This window comes from Oceanibaculum pacificum (assembly GCF_001618175.1).
GTDB lineage: Bacteria > Pseudomonadota > Alphaproteobacteria > Oceanibaculales > Oceanibaculaceae > Oceanibaculum > Oceanibaculum pacificum.
The window spans coordinates 1-20163 of sequence record NZ_LPXN01000143.1; the positions used below are offsets into that span (position 1 = coordinate 1).

Below are 20163 nucleotides of genomic sequence, written 5' to 3' on the forward strand. Positions count from 1 at the left end.
ATGACCTCGCCCTGAGGAGCCTCGAAGAGGCGTCTCGAAGGGCAGGGCGGCACACTCGGCTCACGCCTCCAGCCGTTTCAGGAACCAGCCGACCAGGCGCTTCCAGAGTTCGTCCTTCAGGGCGGAATCCTCGACGCCGGTGTCGAGATTGGGGTTGTCGTTGATCTCGATGACGAACACGCCGCGCTCATTCTGTTTCAGATCGACGCCATAGAGGCCGCTGCCGATCAGCCGGGCGGCCTTCACCGCGGTCTCGACCACCAAGGGCGGCGCCTGCTCGATGGCAAAGCTCTTGAAACCGCCATGGGTGGCCGGGCCGTCGGCATTATGCTTCACGATCTGCCAATGCTGCTTGGCCATCAGATACTGGCAGACGAACAGCGGCTCGCCATCCAGCACGCCGACGCGCCAGTCGTAATCGGTCGGCATGAATTCCTGGGCCAGGATCAGGTCGGATTCCTCCAGCAACTCGCGGCTGATCTTCTTCAGCTCGGCGCGGTCGCCGACCTTGTGCACGCCGCGGCTGAACGATCCGTCGGGGATCTTCAGCACCATTGGGTAGGTCAGCTCGGCCTCCAGCTCCTCCAAGGATTTCAGCGCATTGACCACGATGGTCTTCGGCGTCGGCACCTTGTTCGCCTTCAGCAACTCCGCCAGATAGACCTTGTTGGTGCAGCGCAGGATGGAGGTGGGATCGTCGATCACCGGCATGCCCTCCACCTCGGCGCGCTTGGCGAAGCGGAAGGTGTGGTTCTCGATCGTCGTGGTCTCGCGGATGAACAGCGCGTCATACTCGGCGAGGCGCAGATAATCCTTCTTCTCGATCAGCTCGACATCCACGCCCATGCCCTCGGCGACGCGGATCAGCTTTTTCAGCGACGAAGGATCGGAGGGCGGCAGCTCCTCCTTTGGATTGTGCAGCACCGCCATGGTGTATTTGGCCGGAATCTTGGTCTTGGGCTGGCGCCAGCCGGCGCGGGTATATTGATCCAGCGCCCAGTTGAACAGGATGTGCTGGTCGTCGCTCAGCTCGTCGATGGCGACGACGCGGATGCTGGTGATCTTCAGCCAGTCGCCATACCGCACCCGCAACTCCAGCAGCGGGCAGCGGAACCGGTCGAACACATGCCGGGCGAAGGCCTGGAAGCGACCGTCATAGGGATAGCCGAAAGCGATCAGCAGCCGGAAGGATTCGGTGGGCGGGTTCACCAGCCGTTTGATCCGTCGGTTCAGCTCATCCTCCAGATCGGCGATTTCGCCGGCGTAGAGGCTGCGCTGGCGCAGTTGCAGGATGGTGTCGACCATCGGCAGGACGCGGTGGTTGCGCGCCTCGGCCAGCAGCGAGGTGTAATAGCCTTCCGACAGATAGGCGTAGCTGCGCGACAGGTTGATGATCTTCGGCGCATGCGGTTTCAGCATGTCCGGCTTGGCGATATATTCGCGGGTCCGCAGGATCGAGCGGTCATCCTCGATCCCGGTGAAATCGCTGCGCTTATCGACGACGACGACCCAATCGCTCATGTGGCTTTCTGCTCCCGCCGACGGATAACCAGGGCGGCGCGCAGTCCGTTCCGCCCGAACCGCGCCATGCGGTCGAATTCGCTCTTCGGGATCGGCATATTGGCCTTGTCGGAGATCAGTTCCAGATGGTCGGGGTCGACCAGCGGATCATGCGCGTAGACGAAGCGGCTGTCATGTGCGTGCACGACAACCCAGTGCGGCACATGCTCGCGATACATGCGGAACAGGCTGATCAGCACGATCGGCATGGCGCCCTGGTCGATCAGGTCGGTCATTTCCTGCACCGTCAGGGCGCGACGGTGGATCTCGATGTCGCTCTCGGCCAGCTGTTCCTGGAAATCCTGCGATACTCGCTGCAAGACGCGCCGCTTTTCCTCGTTGCGCACGGTATGCACGAAGAACGGCGCCTCGTTATTCACATAGAGGTCGGTCCTGAATCCGCGCCGATGCGCCGCCAGCGCCATGCCGTAGGGGCCGCACCCGCCCGGCCCGGTGGTCATGAAGATGGTCGTCGCCTCGCGCCAGAGCTGGAGTTCCAGACGCGGGCCCATCGGCGTCGCCGGGTCCAGCGCCGCCATGGCCATCATCAGCGCGGCCGGCCCGCACGTGAAGTCAGTGGTCTGGCTGTAGTAGGAGATGCGCGGCTCCGGCGGGGTCACATGCGGACGCAGGCGCTTCTCGTAGCGCAGCGCCTCCATATGATCCTCGTAATAATCCAGATAACGGCCGAAGGAATGATAGCCGGCGCTTTCATACAGCCGGATCGCCGGCGCATTGTCGGGCCGCACTTCCAGGCGCATCAGCCAGGCGTCGTTTTCCTCGGCCGCCTGCTCGGCCGCTTCCAGCAGCAACCGGCCGACGCCCAGGCCGCGCCCCTCGGCCGCCACCGCCAGGGAATAAAGCCGCGCCAGCGAAGTACCGCGCCGGAACAGCACCAGCACATAGCCCAGCATCCGCCCGTCGCGCTCGGCGATCAGGCAGGCGGCGTGGGCGCGGGTAAGCAGATACTGGAAATTGCGACGGGTCAGCCGGTCGGTCTCGAAGGTCCGGTTCTCCAGCGCCAGCAGGGCGTCGATATCCTGCGTCGTCGCCGGGCGGATCGCGGGCGGCGTCGGGGTGGGAGAGGCGGCGGGAAGAGCGGTCACAATAGCGTTTTTCGGTTATCCCGTGACGATGGCGTCTACGAGTTTTCTAATTGGAACGGGTCTTGGCGTCCAGTCCGTCGGCCAGCGGCGCCGGCTTTCGCTCGGCCAGCAGCGGCCTGTCGATATCGCTGAAGCTGGCTACGAAGAAATCCCTGAACGCTTCCATCTTCAAGCGCGAACCGTCCGGGCGCGGCGCCATGCCGCGCACGAAGCCCAGTTCGGCGAACGGCTTCAGCAGCGCCGGATCGCCGCTCAGCACATGCACCGGCACCGCCTGGCCAGCATCCTTGCCGGCCAGCATCGGCAGCGGCTGGTGGTCGCCGAGGACGACCAGAAGCGTGCGGTCGTCGACATGGCGGGCGGCGTAGCCCTCCAGCGCCGTCAGCGAATAATCGATGGCGCGGATGTAATGGTCGCGCAGCAGGCCGATATCGCGCCAGACATCCTCCGACGGCTGGCCGATCTGCTCTACCGCGTCGAACGCGCTGCCGTCGCCCAGCGCCGACCAGTCGGGCAGGATCGGCGCGAGCGGGGTGAAGGGGGCGTGGCTGCTGATCAGCGCCAGATGCGCGAAGAGCGGCGCGCGGCCGGGCGCTTCACCGGCCGGCGCCGCGCGCTCCAGCGCCTGCAGGCGGGACAGGGTGAATTGGTCGGGCATTGTCACCCAGCCGAAGGGCGAGCCTTCATAGCCCAGGTCGCCGGCCTGGTAGATCGCATCGAAGCCGAAGAAATCGCCGGCCGGCCAGGGTTTCACGATGGCCGGCTGGATATCGACCGTGCGATACCCGGCCTTGGCGAAATAATGTGCCAGCGTCCGCCGCTCGCTGCCGACCAGCAGATCGTAGCGGAACTGGCTGTCGATCAGCATGCCCGACAGCAGGGTGGAATGCGCCAGCCAGGATTGACCGCCCGATGTGGCGGAGACGATCCAGCCGGACATGGCGTGCAGGCCGCTCTGCTCCACCGTTCGGGCGAAGCTGTCCAGCCGGCGCTGCATGGTCGGGCGGAAGGCCGGCAGGCTCAGCGTGCTCTCGCCGTAGGATTCGACGAAGGCGACCATGACGTCCGCCCCGTCCAGCCCGGCCAGCAGCTTGTCCGGCGGTATGACGGCCAGAGCATCCTGCTGCCCGGCGGCGCGGAACAAGGGGGCGCTGGCCCGCACTTCGCGATATTGCTGCCATTGCGCGGTCAGCGTGCGCCCGGCATCGACGGAGCTGGGCCAGAAGCGGTGGAACAGGCCGGGGCTCTGCTCCTGCACCAGATGCAGCCCGCCGACCAGCAGCACCGCCGTCACAGCGGCGATGCGGCCGCCGGTGTGACGGCCGAGGCGCTGGACCGCAGCCCCCGCCGCCAGCGTCAGCCCATAGGCCAACACCGGCAACAGCCCCACCACCAGCAGCGCCAGCATGCCGAGCGCCGGCCCCAGGCCACCCAGCGCCAGATCGGCCACCGAGGGCAGAAGCCGCAGGTCAAGCGCCAGATTCAGCGGTCGCGACAGCGCCAGGCGCGTCATCAGATCGCCCAGCGCCACGAAGCAGATCAGCGCCATCAGCGCGGCGGCCGCGTGCCGGGCCGCGGGCCTTTCGCGCAACGCCGGCACCAGCGCCAGCAGCGCCAACGCCGCCACCGCCTCGATGGAAAAAGACAGCAGGTTCAACGGATGGTCCGGCGGCAGGCGGAACGGCAGGGCGACCAGCGCCGAGAGGACGGCCGCCACCAGCAGATATGTCGCGAAGGCGCGTGAACCCATGATCCGGACCGTGGGGTAAAAGGTCAGGCCGGGCCCCGGCGCTTCCGCTCCCAGGCCCAGGCGTGGCGGATCATTGTATCTAGGTCGCTCAGCGCCGGTTCCCAGCCCAGTATTCCGCGCGCCCTTGCCACATCGGCGACGAGGCGGGCCGGGTCGCCCGGCCGTCGCGGGCCGTCCTGCACCGGCACGGGCAGGCCGGTCGCGCGTTCCACGGCGGCGATCACCTCCAGCACCGACCGGCCCTCGCCGCCGCCCAGATTGACCGCGCCAACCGGCTCCCCGCGCAGCAGCGCCTCCAATGCCAGCAGATGCGCGCGACACAGATCGGCGACATGCACGTAATCGCGCAGGCAGGTGCCGTCCGGCGTGTCGTAATCGCGGCCGAACAGCGTCAGCGGCGTACCGCTGGCCGCCGCCTGCAGGGCCAGCGGTATCAGATGCGTCTCCGGATCGTGACATTCGCCGGCGCGGCCCTGCGGATCGGCCCCGGCGGCGTTGAAATAGCGCAGCGCCGCCCAGCGCAGCCCATAGGCATCGCCATAGGCCGCCAGCGCGCCTTCCACCGCCAGCTTGGTGGCGCCATAGGGATTGACCGGTCGGCACGGATGATCCTCCGGGATCGGCACTGCCCGGGGCTCGCCATAGACGGCGGCGGTGGAGGAGAATACGAAGGCGGGCATCGCGGGCGCGCGGCGCACGGCATCGAGCAAGGCCAGGCTGCGCACGACATTGCGCTGGTAATAGAGCGCCGGCTCCCGCACCGACTGACCGGCCTGGCTGAAGGCGGCGAAATGCAGGATGCCGGCCGGCCGGTGCGCGGCCAGCAGCGTATCGACCACGCCCGCGTCGGCGATGTCGCCCTCGATCACCGGCAGGCCAGGTGGCGTGCGCCGGTGGCCAGTGGAGAAATCGTCCAGAAGGATCGGCCGATAACCGGCATCGGCCAGCGCGAGGGCCATCTGCGCGCCGATATAGCCGGCCCCGCCGGTTACCAAAATGCAGGTCTCGCTCAAGCCTTTCCCCGTCCTTCCGTCTCCGAACCGTGATGGAACCGACGCCTGCCCCACACGGCACGCGGGAACCTTTACCAGTGAGATCGGTTTTCACTCTAGAGACTATCGTTAACGGTTGCATGCCTTTGCGGCGTCACCGTTGGAACTACGGAAAGTGACGGCGATGAATTTTCGTCAGTTGGAAGTTTTTTGGGCGGTCATGCGCTGCCAGGGCATTACCGATGCGGCCCGGATGCTGGAAGTGTCCCAGCCGGCGGTCAGCAAGATGCTGCGGCAGACAGAGACCCAGATGGGCATGCGGCTGTTTCAACGCGTGAAAGGCCGGCTTGTGCCGACCCGGGAAGCCGAGGAGCTGTTCCCCGAGGTCGACCGCATCTTTCAGGATATTGGCGGCCTGCGGCGCTTCGTGAAGGAGCTGCGACATGGCCATAGCGGGATTTTGCGGGTGGCCGCGTCGGCCTCTCTCTGCGCCTCCGTGGCGCCCCGGGCGACAGCCTTGTTCCGCAATTCGAATCCCGGCGTGAAGGTGATACTAAGCGAGGTCGAGACCGGCTCCATCGGCGAGCAGCTCGGCAAGGGGCAGGTCGATCTGGCCCTGATGTTCGGCCCGTTCAGCGCTGCCTCCGCCGGCGTCGAGGAGATGACGGTGACCGAGATGGTCTGCGTGATGAAGGACGGCCACGCCCTGGCCAGCCATGAGCAGATCGAGCCGAAGGATCTGGCCGAGGTGCCTGTCATCGGTCCCGGCAGCGAGGCCGGCATCGGCGCACAGCTTGACGAGATGTTTCGGAAATCCGGGCGCAAGCGCCGCGTGGATATCGAGGTCGGCTCCGCCGGCATCGCCTGCGCGCTGGCCGCGCAGGGCAGCGGCGTTGCCCTGGTCGATGCCTTGGCGGCGCGTAGCGCCCCCAACAGCGGTTCGGGCCGGCTGACCGTGCGCCCGCTGCGGCCGCGCGTCCCGGTCCAGGTTCTGGTCGCCTACCCCTCGCTGCGCCCACTCTCCGAGCCGGCGCGGTCCTTCATCGACCTGCTGAAGGGCGATATGGGGCAATTGGCGGCGGCGTGAGGCGGCTGCCGACTTGACGAGGAAGGATGCCCGGCACAGTGTGCCTGAAATTCACCAGGCCCATTACCTGCCGAGCTTATGTCAGAACCAGCCGTCGCCATCATCACCCGCACCAAGGACCGTCCGATCCTGCTGCGCCGCGCCATCGACAGCGTTTTGTCGCAGCATTATCGCGATTGGGTGCATGTCATCGTCAATGATGGCGGCGACCCCGCCACTGTCGATGCCCTGCTCGCGGTCCATGAGAGCGCCTATGAGGGGCGGTTGATCCGCGTCGACAATCCCCAATCGCTGGGCATGGAGGCGGCGTCGAACAAGGGCATCGCCGCCAGCGCCAGCAAATACCTGGTGATTCACGACGATGACGATAGCTGGCATCCGGCGTTCCTGGAGCGCATGACCGCTTTGCTGGCGGAAAGCCAGCCGCCGGTGGCCGGCGCGATCTGCCATACGGTGCTGGTGCGGGAAGCGATCGAGGAAGACACCGTGAGCCTGGTGCGGCAGGAAGACTTCAACACCGACCTGCAGGCGGTGCCGCTGTCGCAGATGGCGGTGCGCAACATGTTCCCGCCAATATCGTTTCTGTTCGAGCGCGCGGCGCTGGAGGCTGTGGGCCCCTATCGCGATACGCTGCGGGTGCTGGGCGACTGGGATTTCAACCTGCGTTTCCTGCGCCGTTACGACATCGCCGTGCTGCCGGAAAGGTTGGCCTTCTGGCACCACCGCGAGGCTGCAAAGACGGAGACTTACGCCAATAGCAGCATGGAGCGCGGCGCGGTCGACCATGCCCGCTTCGACGTGTCGATCCGCAACGAGCTGCTGCGGCGCGATCTGGATGCGGGAAAAATGGATTTGGGCCTTCTGGTCAATCTGGCCGGCGCCTCGACGCCGATCGTGCCCGGCAGGCTGATCGAGGAACGGGCAGCACCGGCGCTGCGCGCGGCTCTCGACGAAGCCAGGGCGAAAGCCCATGTGGCGGAGGCGGAGGCGGCCGGCCTGCGGCCTGTCATCGACAGGCTGACGGGCGAGTTGGAGACTGTGCAGGCACAGCTTCTGGAGCTGAATCAAAGAATTGCGATGCTCCATGCCTCGACGAGCTGGAAGATAACCGCCCCGATGCGCTGGGGCGTGCGTCTCATCAAAAGGCTGATGGGTAAAAGGTAAGATTTCCGTGCATGCGCGTCCTGTTCATCGATACCAAACCGTTTAATCCCAATCGCTATATCGCCCGCGGCGTGTTCGACGCGCTGAGCGCCGATCCGCGTGTCAGCGAAGCCGTCTGGGCCGAATATGCCGATGCCGTGCCGCTGGCTTTGGCCCGGCCCTTCGACCTGCTGTTCGCCTTCGACGGGGAGGAAGCGCGCAATCCCATCATCGCCCGGCTGCTGGAGCTTATTCCCCGCAAGATCGTCTGGTTCACCGAGGACCCGTATGAGCGCGGGGTGAATCTGGCGCTTTCCCGGCAGTTCGACCTGGTCTTCACCAATGACGGAACCAGCGCCGCCTATTACGACAAGCGCGGCATTCACCTGCCCCTGGCTGGCGATCCGCTGCGCAACCGCTTTCCCATCGGCCATCGCGCGCCGCGCTACGATGTGTTCTTCGCCGGCACAGCCTGGCCCAACCGGCTGAAATTCCTGCGCGAGTTGAAGCAGCGTCGACCCGATCTGCGCTGCAAGTTCGTGCTGGTCACCAATCCGGCGCTGGACCCGCATATCGAGGCTTTGCGCGACGGGTTCGAGTTTACGCCAGGCGTGTCCATCGGCGATTTCTGCCGGCTTGCCAATGCAAGCCGCATCACCCTCACCTTGCCGCGTAAATTCTCCACCTCCGAGGCCGACCCCGAAACCGCCAGCGATACGCCGGGGCCGCGCTTCTTCGAGGTGGCGCTGGCCGGCTCCTGCCAGATCGTGGATGCCGAGACCACGAGTGCGGCGGCCAGCCTGTTCACCGAAGGGGCGCATTATCTGGGGTTCCAGTCGGTCGAGGAATGCCTGGCGCAGATCGACGCCGCGCTCGCCGACGACGACCGGCGGCAAACTATCGCCCAGGCCGCCCAGACGCATGTCGGCCAGGCCCATCTTTACCGGCACCGGGTGACGGCGATCCTGGATCGGGTCGCGGCGCTGGAGACGCCATTGCCGGCCCCGATGCCCGCCCGACGACAGCCGCGTGTGCTGTTCGTCGCGCACAATATCGTCCAGCAGGGCCGGTTCGGCGGGGCGGAAACCTATCTGGAGGCGATCCGCGCCCGGATCGGCAGCATCGAGCCCTGGATATTGGTGCCCGACACCAGTAAGGGCGACGGCCGCCGATTCCTGCTCTATGACCGCGACCTCGCCCTGCGCGACAGCATTACCCTGGCCGCGCCCTATTCCGCGGCGCTGCTGACTCATCCTGAGCTGGAAATCTTCTTCCAGAAGCTGCTGGCCGAATACCGGTTCGAGAGGGTGCAGTTCAACCATCTGCTCGGCTTCCCGCCCTCGCTGCCGATCATCGCCAAGGCGATGGGGGCGACGACGCTCTATTCGCTGCACGATTATTTCCCGATCTGCGACCGCTTCAACCTGCTGGGGCCGACCGGCCGCTATTGCGGCATCGACCAGCGCCCGCCGGCGACCTGCGATATCTGCCTGAAGCAGACCCAGGGGCTGGAGCCGGGCAGCCAGGCCCGCCGCCGGCGCTTCATGCGCGACAGCATGAAGGCCATCGATGTCGTGCTGGCCGGCTCTCCCGCCAGCGCCGCGTTGCTGCAGATGTTCTTTCCGGAAACCGCATCGCGCACCCGCCTGCTGTTACCGCCGGTCAATACTGTGCCGGCGCGGCCCGCCGCCCGCCCGGCAGGGCCGCTGAAGGTGGCGCATCTGGGCAATTTCGGCCGGCAGAAGGGGGCCGAGACCATCCTCCAGGTGATCGAGCGCTGCCAGGGCCAGCCGATCGAGTTTCATATTTTCGGCCGCGTCGATCCGGAGTTTCTGCCGCTTCTGGAAAAGCATGCGGGCAGCGCGGTAACGCTGCACGGCACCTTCCAGGGCGGCACGGTGCCGGCGGCGCTGGCAGCCTGCGACGTCATGCTTTTCCTGTCCACCTGGCCGGAGACCTACGGCATTACGCTGTCGGAGGCGCAGATGGCCGGGCTGGTGCCCATCGTCACCAATATCGGCGCGCAGGCCGAGCGGGTGACGACCGGCGAGACTGGCTTTCTGGTGGAGATCGACGATGCGGCCGGGGTGACGGACATCCTGCTGTCGCTGATGCAGGACCGGGCGTCCCTGGAACGGCTGCGCGGCAATCTGCCGACGCAGGCCGGCATCGACGCCGATGGCTTCGTCGCCGCGCTGGAGGCGATCCATGCGACATTGCCGACACTGCCGGCCGGTGCGGCGGCGGAAACCCGCCGCCTGCTGTCGCTGGCGGAGTATGGCGTTTTCCTGGACAGCCCGACCTGGACGCAGCGCGGCCTTTATGGCTTCAATTTGCTTGCGGGCGGGCGCGGCATAGGCTTCCTGGCGCGCCGCTTCGTCGCCGTGGCGCGCACCGACGGGATGGGTTTCGCCCTTCGCATGGCTCGCAACAAGCTGCGCCAGATCGCCGCCAGGATTCGCCCCGCATGAAACGCCGGAATTTCAAGCTGCTGATCATGAGCGGCAGCCCCGATTCGCTGAACGCCAACGCCAGCCTTCGGTATTATGTCGGCTCTGGTTTCCGCCAGGCCTTTCCCGATGCGATCATCGCCGTTTCCTCCTACGAGGATAGCTTGCGGACAGCGCGGGAACTGAAGCCGGATATGGTGCTGGTGTTCGGCTCCATCATGCTCGATGGCGCGGATTTCGGGCTGATCGCCGAGGAGGCCAGGCACCAAGGCGCCGTGCTGGGTTTCTGGCTGCATGACGACCCATATGAGTTCGACATGAACGCCCGGATATACGATCTGGCCGATATCGTTTTCACCAACGACCGGGCGAGCCTGGATTTCTATCCGCCAAGCCTGCCGGTGCACCATCTGCCCCTGGCCGGGTGCGCGGCCACGCATCTGCGCCCGGTCGCCTCTCGCGGCGGGCCGGATATGTTCTTCTGCGGCCATCGCTTCGACAATCGCGGCCGGTTCTTCGGCGCATTGGCCCCCTATGCGAAGGCGATGGGGGCCGAGATGTCGGTCGTCGGCACCGGCTGGGAGCATGCCGGCATCGAGGGCGCGGTGGCGATGACGGTACCCAACGCGGTGCTGCCGGATCTGTATGCCACCGCGCTGGGCGTGGTGAATATCGGCCGCGACCAGAATCTCGCCAACCGGCGCTTCGCCATCCGCCCCTCCACGCCTGGGCCGCGCACCTTCGAGGCGGCATTTGCCGGGGCGGCGCAGATCATGGTCGCCGAGGGGCTGGAAATCCTGGATTACTTCGAGCCGGAAACGGAAATCCTGCTGGCCGACGATGCGGAATCCTTTGCCGCGCAATGGGAACGCCTGCTGCGGGACCGCGACTACAGCCTGACGCTCGGCCGCAATGCGCAGCGCCGTGCGCTGGCGGAGCATGGCTACGATGCACGGGCCCGGCGCATCGTCGAACTGGCGTTCCGCTGAGCCTTCCCCATATTTGACGCATCCGCCGTCCCGCGTTAAGCCCAGTATCCGATCACCAACCCCCATCACCACCCCCCGGAGATCCCCATGGATCGTCTCGACCAGAGCCCGATGCCGACCGAACCCACGGTGATCCGGCGCGCGGATTACACGCCGCCGGACTACCGGGTGGACCGGATCGACCTGCATGTCGATATCCGCGACGGCGAAACCATCGTGACCGCGACGCTGGCGGTGGTCGGCAATCCGGATCGCGCCGCCAACGCGCCGCTGGTGCTGGACGGGCAGGATCAGACGCTGATCTATCTGAAGATGGACGGCGAGGATGTGCCGCCCTGCCGCTATGTCGTTCAGCCCGAGCGCATGGTGGTGGAGGAGGTGCCGGACCGCGCCTTGCTGGAAATCCGCACCCGCATCCATCCGGAGAAGAACACCGCGCTGGAAGGGCTGTACAAATCCGGCTCGATGTATTGCACCCAGTGCGAGGCAGAGGGCTTTCGCCGCATCGCCTATTTCATCGACCGGCCGGACAATATGGCCTTGTTCACCACCACCATCGAGGCCGACAAGGCCTCCTGCCCGGTGCTGCTGTCGAACGGCAATCCGGTCGGCGAAGGCGACCTGCCGGATGGCCGGCACTGGGCGAAGTGGGAAGATCCGTTCCGCAAGCCGGCCTATCTGTTCGCGCTGGTCGCCGGACAATTGGCGCCGGTGAAGGACAGTTTCGTCACCGCCTCGGGCCGCACGGTCGATCTGCGCATCTATGTCGAGCCGGGAAACGAGGATAAATGCGGCCACGCCATGGAGTCGCTGAAGAAGTCGATGCGCTGGGACGAGGAGGTGTTCGGCCTGGAGTACGATCTCGACATCTTCATGATCGTCGCGGTCGGCGACTTCAACATGGGCGCGATGGAGAATAAGGGGCTGAACGTCTTCAACGCCAAATACGTGCTGGCCAAGCCCGACACCGCGACCGACACCGACTACCAGCTCATCGAGGGCATCATCGCCCATGAGTATTTCCACAATTGGACCGGCAATCGCGTCACCTGCCGCGACTGGTTTCAGTTGAGCCTGAAGGAAGGGTTGACGGTCTTCCGCGACCAGGAATTCTCGGCCGACATGAATGCCCGCTCGGTGAAGCGCATCCAGGATGTGCGTGGCTTGCGCGCCGCCCAGTTCCCCGAGGATGCCGGGCCGATGGCGCATCCGGTGCGGCCCGATTCCTATATCGAGATTAATAATTTCTACACCGCCACCGTCTATGAGAAGGGCGCGGAGGTGGTGCGCATGTACCACACGCTGCTGGGCGCGGAAGGCTTCCGCAAGGGTATGGACCTCTATTTCCAGCGCCATGACGGCCAGGCGGTGACCTGCGAGGATTTCTGCGTCGCGATGGAGGACGCCAACGGCGTCGACCTGACGCAGTTCCGGCGCTGGTACGAGCAGGCCGGCACGCCGCACGTCACCGCGCGGGGCCATTACGATGCCGCCGCCAAGACCTATACGCTGACCATCGAGCAGACCGTGCCGCCGACGCCCGGCCAGCCGGAAAAGCAGCCGGCGCTGCTGCCGATGGCGATGGGGCTGGTCGGCAGCGTCTCCAAGGCCGACCTGCCCTTGCAGCTCGACGGCGAGAACGCCGCCCAGGGTACCGACCGTGTTCTGCGGGTGACCGAGACACGGCAATCCTTCACCTTCGTCGGTGTGGAGGAAGCGCCGATCCCCTCGCTGTTCCGTGGCTTCTCCGCCCCGGTGAAGCTGGAGGCGGGCTACAGCGCCGACGACCTCACCTTCCTGATGGCCAATGACAGCGACGAGTTCAATCGCTGGGAAGCCGGCCAGGCGCTAGCCCGTCGGCTGATGCTGGACATGGTCGCCGCCCGGTCGGCCGGGCGGGAAATGGCGGTGGCGGACAGCTTCGTCGACGCCTTCCGCCGCGTGCTGACCGACGAGGGCGTGGACCCCGCCTTTCGCGCCCAGGCGCTGGCACTGCCGTCGGAAGGCGACCTTGGCGAATCCATGGCGACCATCGATGTCGACGGCATCCACGCCGCGCGCGAGCATCTGCGGCGTGTGCTGGCCGAACGGCTGAAGCCGGAAATGACGACGATCTATCACGCCATGGCGGTGCGGGGCGTGCAGCTCGACGGCCCCGCCATCGGCAAGCGCGCCTTGCGCAATTTGCTGCTGGGCTATCTGGCCGGGCTGGATGCGGACGGGCTGGCCCTGGCCGAGGCGCAGTTCCAGTCGGCGCAGGTGATGACCGACAGCGTCGCCGCCCTGGTCTGCCTGGGCGACAGCACCGACGCCGCCGGCGACCGCGCGCTGGCCGCTTTCCACGAACGCTGGCGCGGCAATGCCCTGGTGATGGATAAATGGTTCTCCATCCAGGCGATGTCGAAGCGGCCGGACACGCTGTCGCGCGTAAAGGCGCTGATGGGCGACCCGGCCTTCAGCCTGAAGAACCCGAACAAGGTGCGCTCCCTGCTGGGGGCGTTCGCGGCCGGCAACCCGACCGGCTTTCATGCGGCGGACGGGGCAGGCTATCGCTTCATTGCCGATCAGGTGATCGCGCTGGATTCGATGAACCCGCAGGTCGCCTCTCGCCTGTTCTCCCCCTTCGCCCGCTGGCGGCGCTTCGACGCCGCCCGCCAGGCGCTGCTGAAGGCCGAGATCGAGCGTGTGCTGGCCGCCCCCGGCCTGTCCAAGGATGTCTACGAAATCGCCTCCAAGAGCCTGGCGGGCTAGCCGATGGTCATCAGGCTGGCATTGCCGCCGGCGGCGGCAGTGTTGATGGAGACGGATTGTTCCTCGACCAGCAGATGCAGCGGGTAATCGTCGCGTCCGGCGGCGACATCCGCCGCCGTGACGCCATAGACCGGGACCAGCGCGCCTGGCCGGTCGGCCAGCGCGCGATTCCGCGCTTGCAGGGCGTCGCTGTCGCCCTCGAACAGCAGCGCCGCGACATCGGCCTTGGCGGCATCCTCGACGCTCTCGACATACAGCTTCACCGCCTGCGGCAGATCGGCAAGCAGGCCGGCTTGACCGATTGAGACCACCGCCTTGTTGCCGGTGGCCAGCGCCGCGCCGATTTGCGCCAGCAACTCCGCCTCGGTCTGCGCCTGGCAGGCAATCGCGCCACGCGGTCGCAAGCTGTAGACATTGCGCTCGCCGACCGGGCCGGGCAGTTCGACCGAGGCGCCGACCAGGCTGGCCGCGAGATAGGCATCGACCCGCGCCCCTGCCGCGTCCCGGCCCGCCGCCGCCAACCAGTCGCGATAGGCGATGGCCGGCGCGGGCGCGATGCCCGCCAGATCGACCGGCTTTTCCGCCGGGCGCTTGGACAGCAGCCGGTGCAGGTAGAGCGGCCCGCCCGCCTTCGGCCCGGTGCCGGACAGGCCGCGCCCGCCGAAGGGCTGCACGCCGACCACAGCACCGATCAGGTTGCGGTTCACATAGATGTTGCCGGCCTCGACCTGGGCGGTCAGCCTCTGGATTGTCTCGTCGATGCGACTGTGCACGCCGAAGGTCAGGCCATAGCCGGTGGCGTTCACCGCCTCGATCAGCGCCTTCAGCTTCGGGCGGCGATAGCGCAGCACATGCAGGACCGGGCCGAACACCTCGCGCTTCAGTTCCGCCAGGCTGTCGATCTCGATCAGCGTCGGGACGACGAAAGTGCCGTTGCGCGCGCCCGGCGGCAGAGCCGCCTGCTCCACCTTGCGGCCCGCCTGCCGCATCGCCTCGACATGCGCCTGGATGGTGGCCCGCGCCTCCTCGGTAATGACCGGGCCGACATCGACCGACAGCCGGTCGGGATTGCCGATGGACAGTTCCGCCAGCGCGCCCTTCAGCATGGTCAGCACGCGGTCGGCGATCTCCTCCTGCAGGCACAGCACGCGCAGGGCGGAGCAGCGCTGGCCCGCGGAATCGAAGGCCGACATCAGCACGTCCATCACCACCTGCTCCGGCAAGGCGGAACTGTCGACAATCAGCGCGTTTTGCCCGCCGGTTTCGGCGATCAGCGGGATCGGCTTGCCATCGGCGTTCAGCCTGTCGGCCAGGGTCGCGCGGATCAGCCGCGCCACCTCGGTGGAGCCGGTGAACATGACCCCGGCCGTGCGGGAGTCCGCAACCAGCGCCGCGCCCACGGCGCCATCGCCCGGCAGCAATTGCAGCGCCCCGGCCGGCACCCCAGCCTCATGCAGCAGGGAGACTGCCTGGGCGGCGATCAGCGGCGTCTCCTCCGCCGGCTTGGCCAGCACCGTGTTGCCGGCCGCCAGCGCGGCGGCCACCTGGCCGGTGAAGATCGCCATCGGGAAGTTCCAGGGGCTGATGCACACCACCGGCCCCAGCGGACGGTGCGTATCGTTGGAGAAACGTTCGCGCACTTGCGCGGCGTAATAGCGCAGGAAATCCACCGCCTCGCGCACCTCGCCCACGGCGTTGGGCAGCGACTTGCCGGCCTCGCGCACGATCAGCCCCAGCAGGGCCGGCATGCGTGCCTCCATCAGGTCGGCGGCACGGGCCAGACAGGCCGCGCGCTCTTCCGGCGGGGTGGATTGCCAGATCGGCGCATGGGCGACCGCATGGCCCATCGCGGCGGCGGCGATCTCCGGCGTCGCATCCTGCGTAGTGCCGACTATATCGCGGTGATTGGCCGGGTTGCGGATCTGCCGTGCGGCCCCCTCCGCCGGCCCGTCGGCCAGCAACGGGGTTGCGGTGTAGATCATCTCCGCCCCCGCCAGCAAAGCGCCGGACAGGGAGGCCAGGCGCTGCTCGTTCGACAAATCCAGCCCTGCGGCGTTCGGGCGCTCCGGCTGGAACAGGTCGCGCGGCAGAACGATCTTCGGGTGCGGCGCGCCGACCGGCCTGATCGCGCCGGCCTGCCCCACCGGATCGGCGATCAGATCGTCCACCGGGATGGAGCGGTCGGCGATGCGGTTCACGAAGGAGGTGTTGGCCCCATTCTCCAGCAGGCGGCGCACCAGATAGGCCAACAGCGTCTCGTGTGTGCCGACCGGCGCATAGATGCGACAGGGCCGGTTCAGCTTGTTGTGGCCGACCACCTCGTCATAGAGCGGCTCACCCATGCCATGCAGGCACTGGAACTCGTACTGGCCGGCGTAATAATTCGCCCCGGCCATGTGATAGATGGTCGCCAGCGTATGGGCGTTGTGCGTGGCGAATTGCGGGTAGACCGCGTCGGGCGCTGCCAGCAGCTTGCGCGCGCAGGCGATATAGGACACGTCGGTGTAGAGCTTGCGGGTATAGACCGGAAAGCCTTCCAGCCCGTCCTGCTGGGCGCGCTTGATTTCGCCGTCCCAATAGGCCCCCTTCACCAGCCGGATCATCAGCCGGTGGCCGCTGCGCCGCGCCAGGTCGATCACATAATCGATCACGAAGGGCGCGCGCTTCTGATAGGCCTGAATGACGAAGCCGATGCCGTTCCAGCCGGCAAGGTCCGGGTCGAAGCAGAGCGATTCCAGCAGATCGAGGGAGATTTCCAGCCGGTCGGCCTCCTCCGCATCGATGTTCAGGCCGATATCGTACTGCTTCGCCAGCAGCACCAGAGTCTTCAGACGCGGCAGCAGCTCGCTTGTCATGCGCTCGTACTGGCTGCGCGAATAGCGCGGATGCAGCGCCGACAGCTTCACCGAGATGCCCGGCCCCTCATAGATGCCGCGCCTGCCCGCCGCCTTGCCGATGGCGTGGATCGCCTGCTCATAGTCGCGGTAATAACGGTCGGCATCCGCCGCCGTGGTCGCCGCCTCGCCCAGCATGTCGTATGAATAGCGGAAGCCACGCGATTCGTATTTCCGGCTGTTGGCCAGCGCCTCCGCGATGGTCTGGCCGGTGACGAACTGCTCGCCCATCATCCGCATGGCGATGTCGACGCCCTTGCGGATCAGCGGCTCCCCGCCCTTGCCGATGATCCGGGTCAGCGCCGAGGACAGGCTGGATTCGCTGCTTGTACCAGTCAGCTTGCCGGTGACCAGCAGACCCCAGGTGGCGGCATTCACGAACAGCGATGGGCTGTGGCCGATATGCGCCTCCCAGTCGCCGACGCCGATCTTGTCGCGGATCAACGCGTCGCGCGTCGCCCGGTCGGGGATGCGCAGCAGCGCTTCCGCCAGACACATCAGCGCCACGCCTTCCTGGCTGGACAGCGAATATTCGTGGATCAGCGCCTCGACGCCGCCGCCATGCATCTTCTCGCGCAGCGCCTCGACCAACGTGCGGGCGAGGGATTTGGCCTGCTCGGTCACGGGCTTCGGCAGCGCCGCCTGGCTCAGCAGCAGCGGCAGGCATTCCGGCTCCGGCCGGCGATAGGCCGCGGTGACCTTGGCGCGCAGCACGCTTTGCGGCTGCACCGTCTGGGCGAATTCCAGGAACGGCGTCAGCGCCGCTTCCTCGGCCGCCTCGACCATCTCCAGCTCGGCGCCCTCCTCGCCCAGTATCTCGGCCAGCCCGCCGCCGCGCTCGATATGCTCGACGGTGGAGAGCAGCGACTGCTTGATCAGCCAATGCGGCGACCGCCCCACCCGCTCCGCCACCGCCTTCAGCCGGTTACGCAACCGCTCGTCGACTTTGACGCCGATGGTGGTGGACGCATTCTTGCCGCTGGACATGCCCCGTCTCCCGAACAGGTTGCACCTGGGAAGACGTTACGGTTGCGACGATAAAGGCGCAACCGGATTCTGGAAGATATCCCACCCCTCTCCTCGTCACCCTCGGGCTTGTCCCGAGGGTCCATCCGTCCGCGCCAATCGCTCGGTCAATGGATGGTCAGGTCAAGCCCGACAATGACGGAAGAGAAGTGGAATCAAGCCCACCATTTCCCGCCCAGGACGATACCCTCGCAGCGGAGCATCTGCCGGCCGGAGACGCTTTCGCCGGTGGAGTCGGTGAAGCTGAAGGCGCCGTCTTCCAGCGACAGGATGGTGGCGTCGCCCAGCAGGCCGGGCTTCAGCGTGCCGCGATCGGCCTTGCCGACGGCGAGCGCCGGGTTGATGGTGCTGGCGCGAATCACCTCGGCCAGGGGCAGACCCATGGCCAGGAATTTCGACATGACGTTGAGCTGGTCGAAGGCCGGGCCCTTCTCCGACAGGATATGCACGTCACTGGACAGCACATCGGGCAGGAAGCCCTGCTTCATCATGCCCATGGCGGTCTCGAAGCCGAAGCTGCCCTTGCCATGGCCGATATCGAAGATCACGCCGCGCGCCCGCGCTTCCAGCACATCGTCATGGATGCGCTTGTCGCCGGCGACCGGGCTGTTCGGGAAGGGCCGGAAGCAATGGGTGAGGATGTCGCCCTTGCGCAGCCGGGGCATCACCTCGCTGCGATAGGGCGGCGGCGAATCCAGATGCACCATGACCGGCAGGCCGGCATGGTCCGCCACCTCCAGCGCCATGTCGAGCGGGGCGATGGCCATCGGGCCGCTGGTGGTGCGCCCAACGCGCACCTTGATGCCGCAGACCAGATCGGCATGCTCGCGCGCCGCCTTCAGGCATTCGGGCGAATTGATGAGGCGCAGATTCTCGTTCTCGCCGAACATCACATTCAGCGAGAAGGCGAAGATGCCGGGATAGGAGATGTTGATCAGCGGCAGGATGCGCACTTCCGACCGCTCGATGATGTGCTTGCGGAAGCCCAGTATGTTGCCCGGCCCGGCCGAGCCGGCATCGATCAGCGTCGTGCAGCCGGATTTTCGGGCATAGGCGTCGGGATCGACGCCCAGCGAGGTACCGCCATAATAGACATGGGTGTGCAGATCGATCAGGCCGGGCGTGACGATCTTGCCGGAAACATTCCAGCTTTCCGTGCCCGCCAGACCGTCACCGATGGCGGCCACCTTGCCACCCGTAAAGGCCACGTCGGTTACCTTGTCGATGCCCTGCGCCGGGTCGATCACCCGGCCGCCGGTCAGCACCAGATCATGCATGGTCCCGCCCCTCTCAGCTCAGCTTGCCGCGCGCCGCGACCGGCAATTCGCCGATCAGCCTGTCGCCGCGGACGGTGACGAAACGGTCGACCATGTTGGAGACGACGCAGACATGGTTCGGCACGATGCGCACAACATCGCCGACGCCCGGCCGCACATTGCAGCCCGCGAGGTCGAGGAAGCCATGCTCCTCGGCGAATTTCTCGATCCGCGCCTTCGGATGCTCCAGAATCAGCCCGAAGCCGTCCAGCCCGCCCTTGTCGTTGGTCAGCGTCTTGGAGCCGGAATCGAGGATACCGCGTTCCGCCCCTGCCCGGCTCACCACCGTGGCGTAGACCGTGACCGCGCAATCCTCCAGCGTCGCCGCCCCGCAGGCCATGGTCATGCGGTCGTTGAAGATGCAGGTGCCGGCGCGATGCTCGGTCGCCCCCTTGATCTTGCCCAGATTGATCAGGTTCGGCGTGCCGCCGGAGGACACGATACCAACATCCAGCCCGGCTTCGCGCACGCCGGCCGTCGCCTGGTCGAGGAAGGCCTGGGTCTCCGCCATCGCATCCTCGGGCGGATAGAGCATGAAGCCGGCGAAGTTCAGGCCCGGGCGGGAGGCGATGTCCTTCGCCAGCGCCACCGCCTCGGCCACTGTCTCGACGCCGGAGCGCTTGCGGCCGGTGTCGCATTCCACCAGCACGTCGAGCGTCCGCCCGGCAATCTCGGCAGCGGCCGGCAGGCCGGCCACCACCACGGGATTATCGGCGGCAACGCGGATCGTGATCCGCTGCAACAGCTTGCCCAGCCGGCCGATCTTCTCCTCGCCCAGCAGATTGTAGCTGATGAAGATGTCGTCCTGCCCGCCATCGGCCATCACCTCGGCCTCGCCCAGCTTCTGGCAGGTGATGCCGGACGCCCCGGCGGCGCGCTGCATGGCCGCCAGGACAGGGCTCTTATGCGTCTTGATATGCGGCCGGTTGCCGACCCCCGCCGCATCGCACAGCGCCTGCACGCGGGCGATGTTGCGCTCCACAACGTCGAGGTCGATGACCACGGCCGGGGTGGAGTAGTTCAGGGCGATTTCGCGTTTCAGGGCTTCGATGCTCATGACGGTTCCACTTCTTTTCCTCCCTCGCCCCGGAAGGGGAGA

General features: G+C 66.6%; 12 protein-coding genes. 5 read left to right on the forward strand and 7 right to left on the reverse strand.

What is annotated here, in order from left to right; all coding sequences use genetic code 11:
- Positions 1-60: 60 nt before the first annotated feature.
- Genes AUP43_RS15170 through galE form a run of 4 tightly spaced genes read right to left on the reverse strand, consistent with a single transcriptional unit; the run spans position 61 to position 5429 of the window.
- Complete coding sequence (locus tag AUP43_RS15170) at positions 61-1521, reverse strand: RimK family protein (RefSeq protein WP_067558930.1); 1461 nt, start codon at positions 1519-1521, stop codon at positions 61-63.
- Complete coding sequence (locus AUP43_RS15175; protein ID WP_067558933.1) at positions 1518-2666, reverse strand: GNAT family N-acetyltransferase/peptidase C39 family protein; 1149 nt, start codon at positions 2664-2666, stop codon at positions 1518-1520. Before AUP43_RS15175 ends, AUP43_RS15170 begins: the two co-directional genes overlap by 4 nt.
- Before the next feature lie 46 nt (positions 2667-2712).
- Entirely contained in the window at positions 2713-4416 is a 1704-nt protein-coding gene (locus AUP43_RS15180; protein WP_067558936.1) for an alkaline phosphatase family protein, read from the reverse strand.
- A gap of 23 nt (positions 4417-4439) precedes the next feature.
- Positions 4440-5429: a UDP-glucose 4-epimerase GalE gene (gene galE / locus AUP43_RS15185; protein WP_084462843.1), complete on the reverse strand. Its 990-nt coding sequence runs from the start codon at positions 5427-5429 to the stop codon at positions 4440-4442.
- Between the two features lie 178 nt (positions 5430-5607).
- Between galE and AUP43_RS15190 the strand changes: the two genes are divergently transcribed.
- The 5 genes from AUP43_RS15190 to pepN all read left to right on the forward strand — a co-directional run bounded on the left by AUP43_RS15190 (position 5608) and on the right by pepN (position 13828).
- Positions 5608-6495: a LysR family transcriptional regulator gene (locus AUP43_RS15190; RefSeq protein WP_198154930.1), complete on the forward strand. Its 888-nt coding sequence runs from the start codon at positions 5608-5610 to the stop codon at positions 6493-6495.
- Between the two features lie 78 nt (positions 6496-6573).
- Positions 6574-7659, forward strand: coding sequence for a glycosyltransferase (locus AUP43_RS15195; protein ID WP_067558942.1), 1086 nt, complete (start codon positions 6574-6576; stop codon positions 7657-7659).
- 11 nt (positions 7660-7670) lie between these two features.
- Entirely contained in the window at positions 7671-10109 is a 2439-nt protein-coding gene (locus AUP43_RS15200) for a glycosyltransferase family protein (RefSeq protein ID WP_067558944.1), read from the forward strand.
- Positions 10106-11077, forward strand: a complete 972-nt coding sequence (locus AUP43_RS15205) for a CgeB family protein (protein ID WP_067558949.1) — start codon at positions 10106-10108, stop codon at positions 11075-11077. The genes AUP43_RS15200 and AUP43_RS15205 overlap by 4 nt, the downstream gene beginning before the upstream one ends.
- A gap of 87 nt (positions 11078-11164) precedes the next feature.
- Positions 11165-13828: an aminopeptidase N gene (gene pepN, locus AUP43_RS15210; RefSeq protein ID WP_084462844.1), complete on the forward strand. Its 2664-nt coding sequence runs from the start codon at positions 11165-11167 to the stop codon at positions 13826-13828.
- On the opposite strand, the gene putA is transcribed toward pepN, so the two are convergent.
- The 3 genes from putA to AUP43_RS15225 all read right to left on the reverse strand — a co-directional run bounded on the left by putA (position 13825) and on the right by AUP43_RS15225 (position 20121).
- Entirely contained in the window at positions 13825-17709 is a 3885-nt protein-coding gene (gene putA, locus AUP43_RS15215) for a trifunctional transcriptional regulator/proline dehydrogenase/L-glutamate gamma-semialdehyde dehydrogenase (RefSeq protein WP_067558952.1), read from the reverse strand. The two genes, pepN and putA, sit on opposite strands and share 4 nt — an antisense overlap.
- 194 nt (positions 17710-17903) lie before the next feature.
- Positions 17904-19025 carry an amidohydrolase/deacetylase family metallohydrolase gene (locus AUP43_RS15220; RefSeq protein WP_067558954.1) on the reverse strand — a complete coding sequence of 374 codons (1122 nt, stop codon included), beginning with the start codon at positions 19023-19025 and terminating at the stop codon, positions 17904-17906.
- A 13-nt stretch (positions 19026-19038) separates the two neighbouring features.
- Positions 19039-20121: a D-TA family PLP-dependent enzyme gene (locus tag AUP43_RS15225; RefSeq protein ID WP_067558958.1), complete on the reverse strand. Its 1083-nt coding sequence runs from the start codon at positions 20119-20121 to the stop codon at positions 19039-19041.
- Positions 20122-20163: the final 42 nt, after the last annotated feature.

Bases quoted from the DNA above. Each gene is read 5' to 3' on its own strand.
- AUP43_RS15170 (WP_067558930.1), bottom strand. From the start codon at position 1,521: ATGAGCGATTGGGTCGTCGTCGTCGATAAGCGCAGCGATTTCACCGGG.
- AUP43_RS15180 (WP_067558936.1), bottom strand. From the start codon at position 4,416: ATGGGTTCACGCGCCTTCGCGACATATCTGCTGGTGGCGGCCGTCCTC.
- AUP43_RS15195 (WP_067558942.1), top strand. From the start codon at position 6,574: ATGTCAGAACCAGCCGTCGCCATCATCACCCGCACCAAGGACCGTCCG.
- AUP43_RS15200 (WP_067558944.1), top strand. From the start codon at position 7,671: ATGCGCGTCCTGTTCATCGATACCAAACCGTTTAATCCCAATCGCTAT.
- AUP43_RS15205 (WP_067558949.1), top strand. From the start codon at position 10,106: ATGAAACGCCGGAATTTCAAGCTGCTGATCATGAGCGGCAGCCCCGAT.
- pepN (WP_084462844.1), top strand. From the start codon at position 11,165: ATGGATCGTCTCGACCAGAGCCCGATGCCGACCGAACCCACGGTGATC.
- putA (WP_067558952.1), bottom strand. From the start codon at position 17,709: ATGTCCAGCGGCAAGAATGCGTCCACCACCATCGGCGTCAAAGTCGAC.
- AUP43_RS15220 (WP_067558954.1), bottom strand. From the start codon at position 19,025: ATGCATGATCTGGTGCTGACCGGCGGCCGGGTGATCGACCCGGCGCAG.
- AUP43_RS15225 (WP_067558958.1), bottom strand. From the start codon at position 20,121: ATGAGCATCGAAGCCCTGAAACGCGAAATCGCCCTGAACTACTCCACC.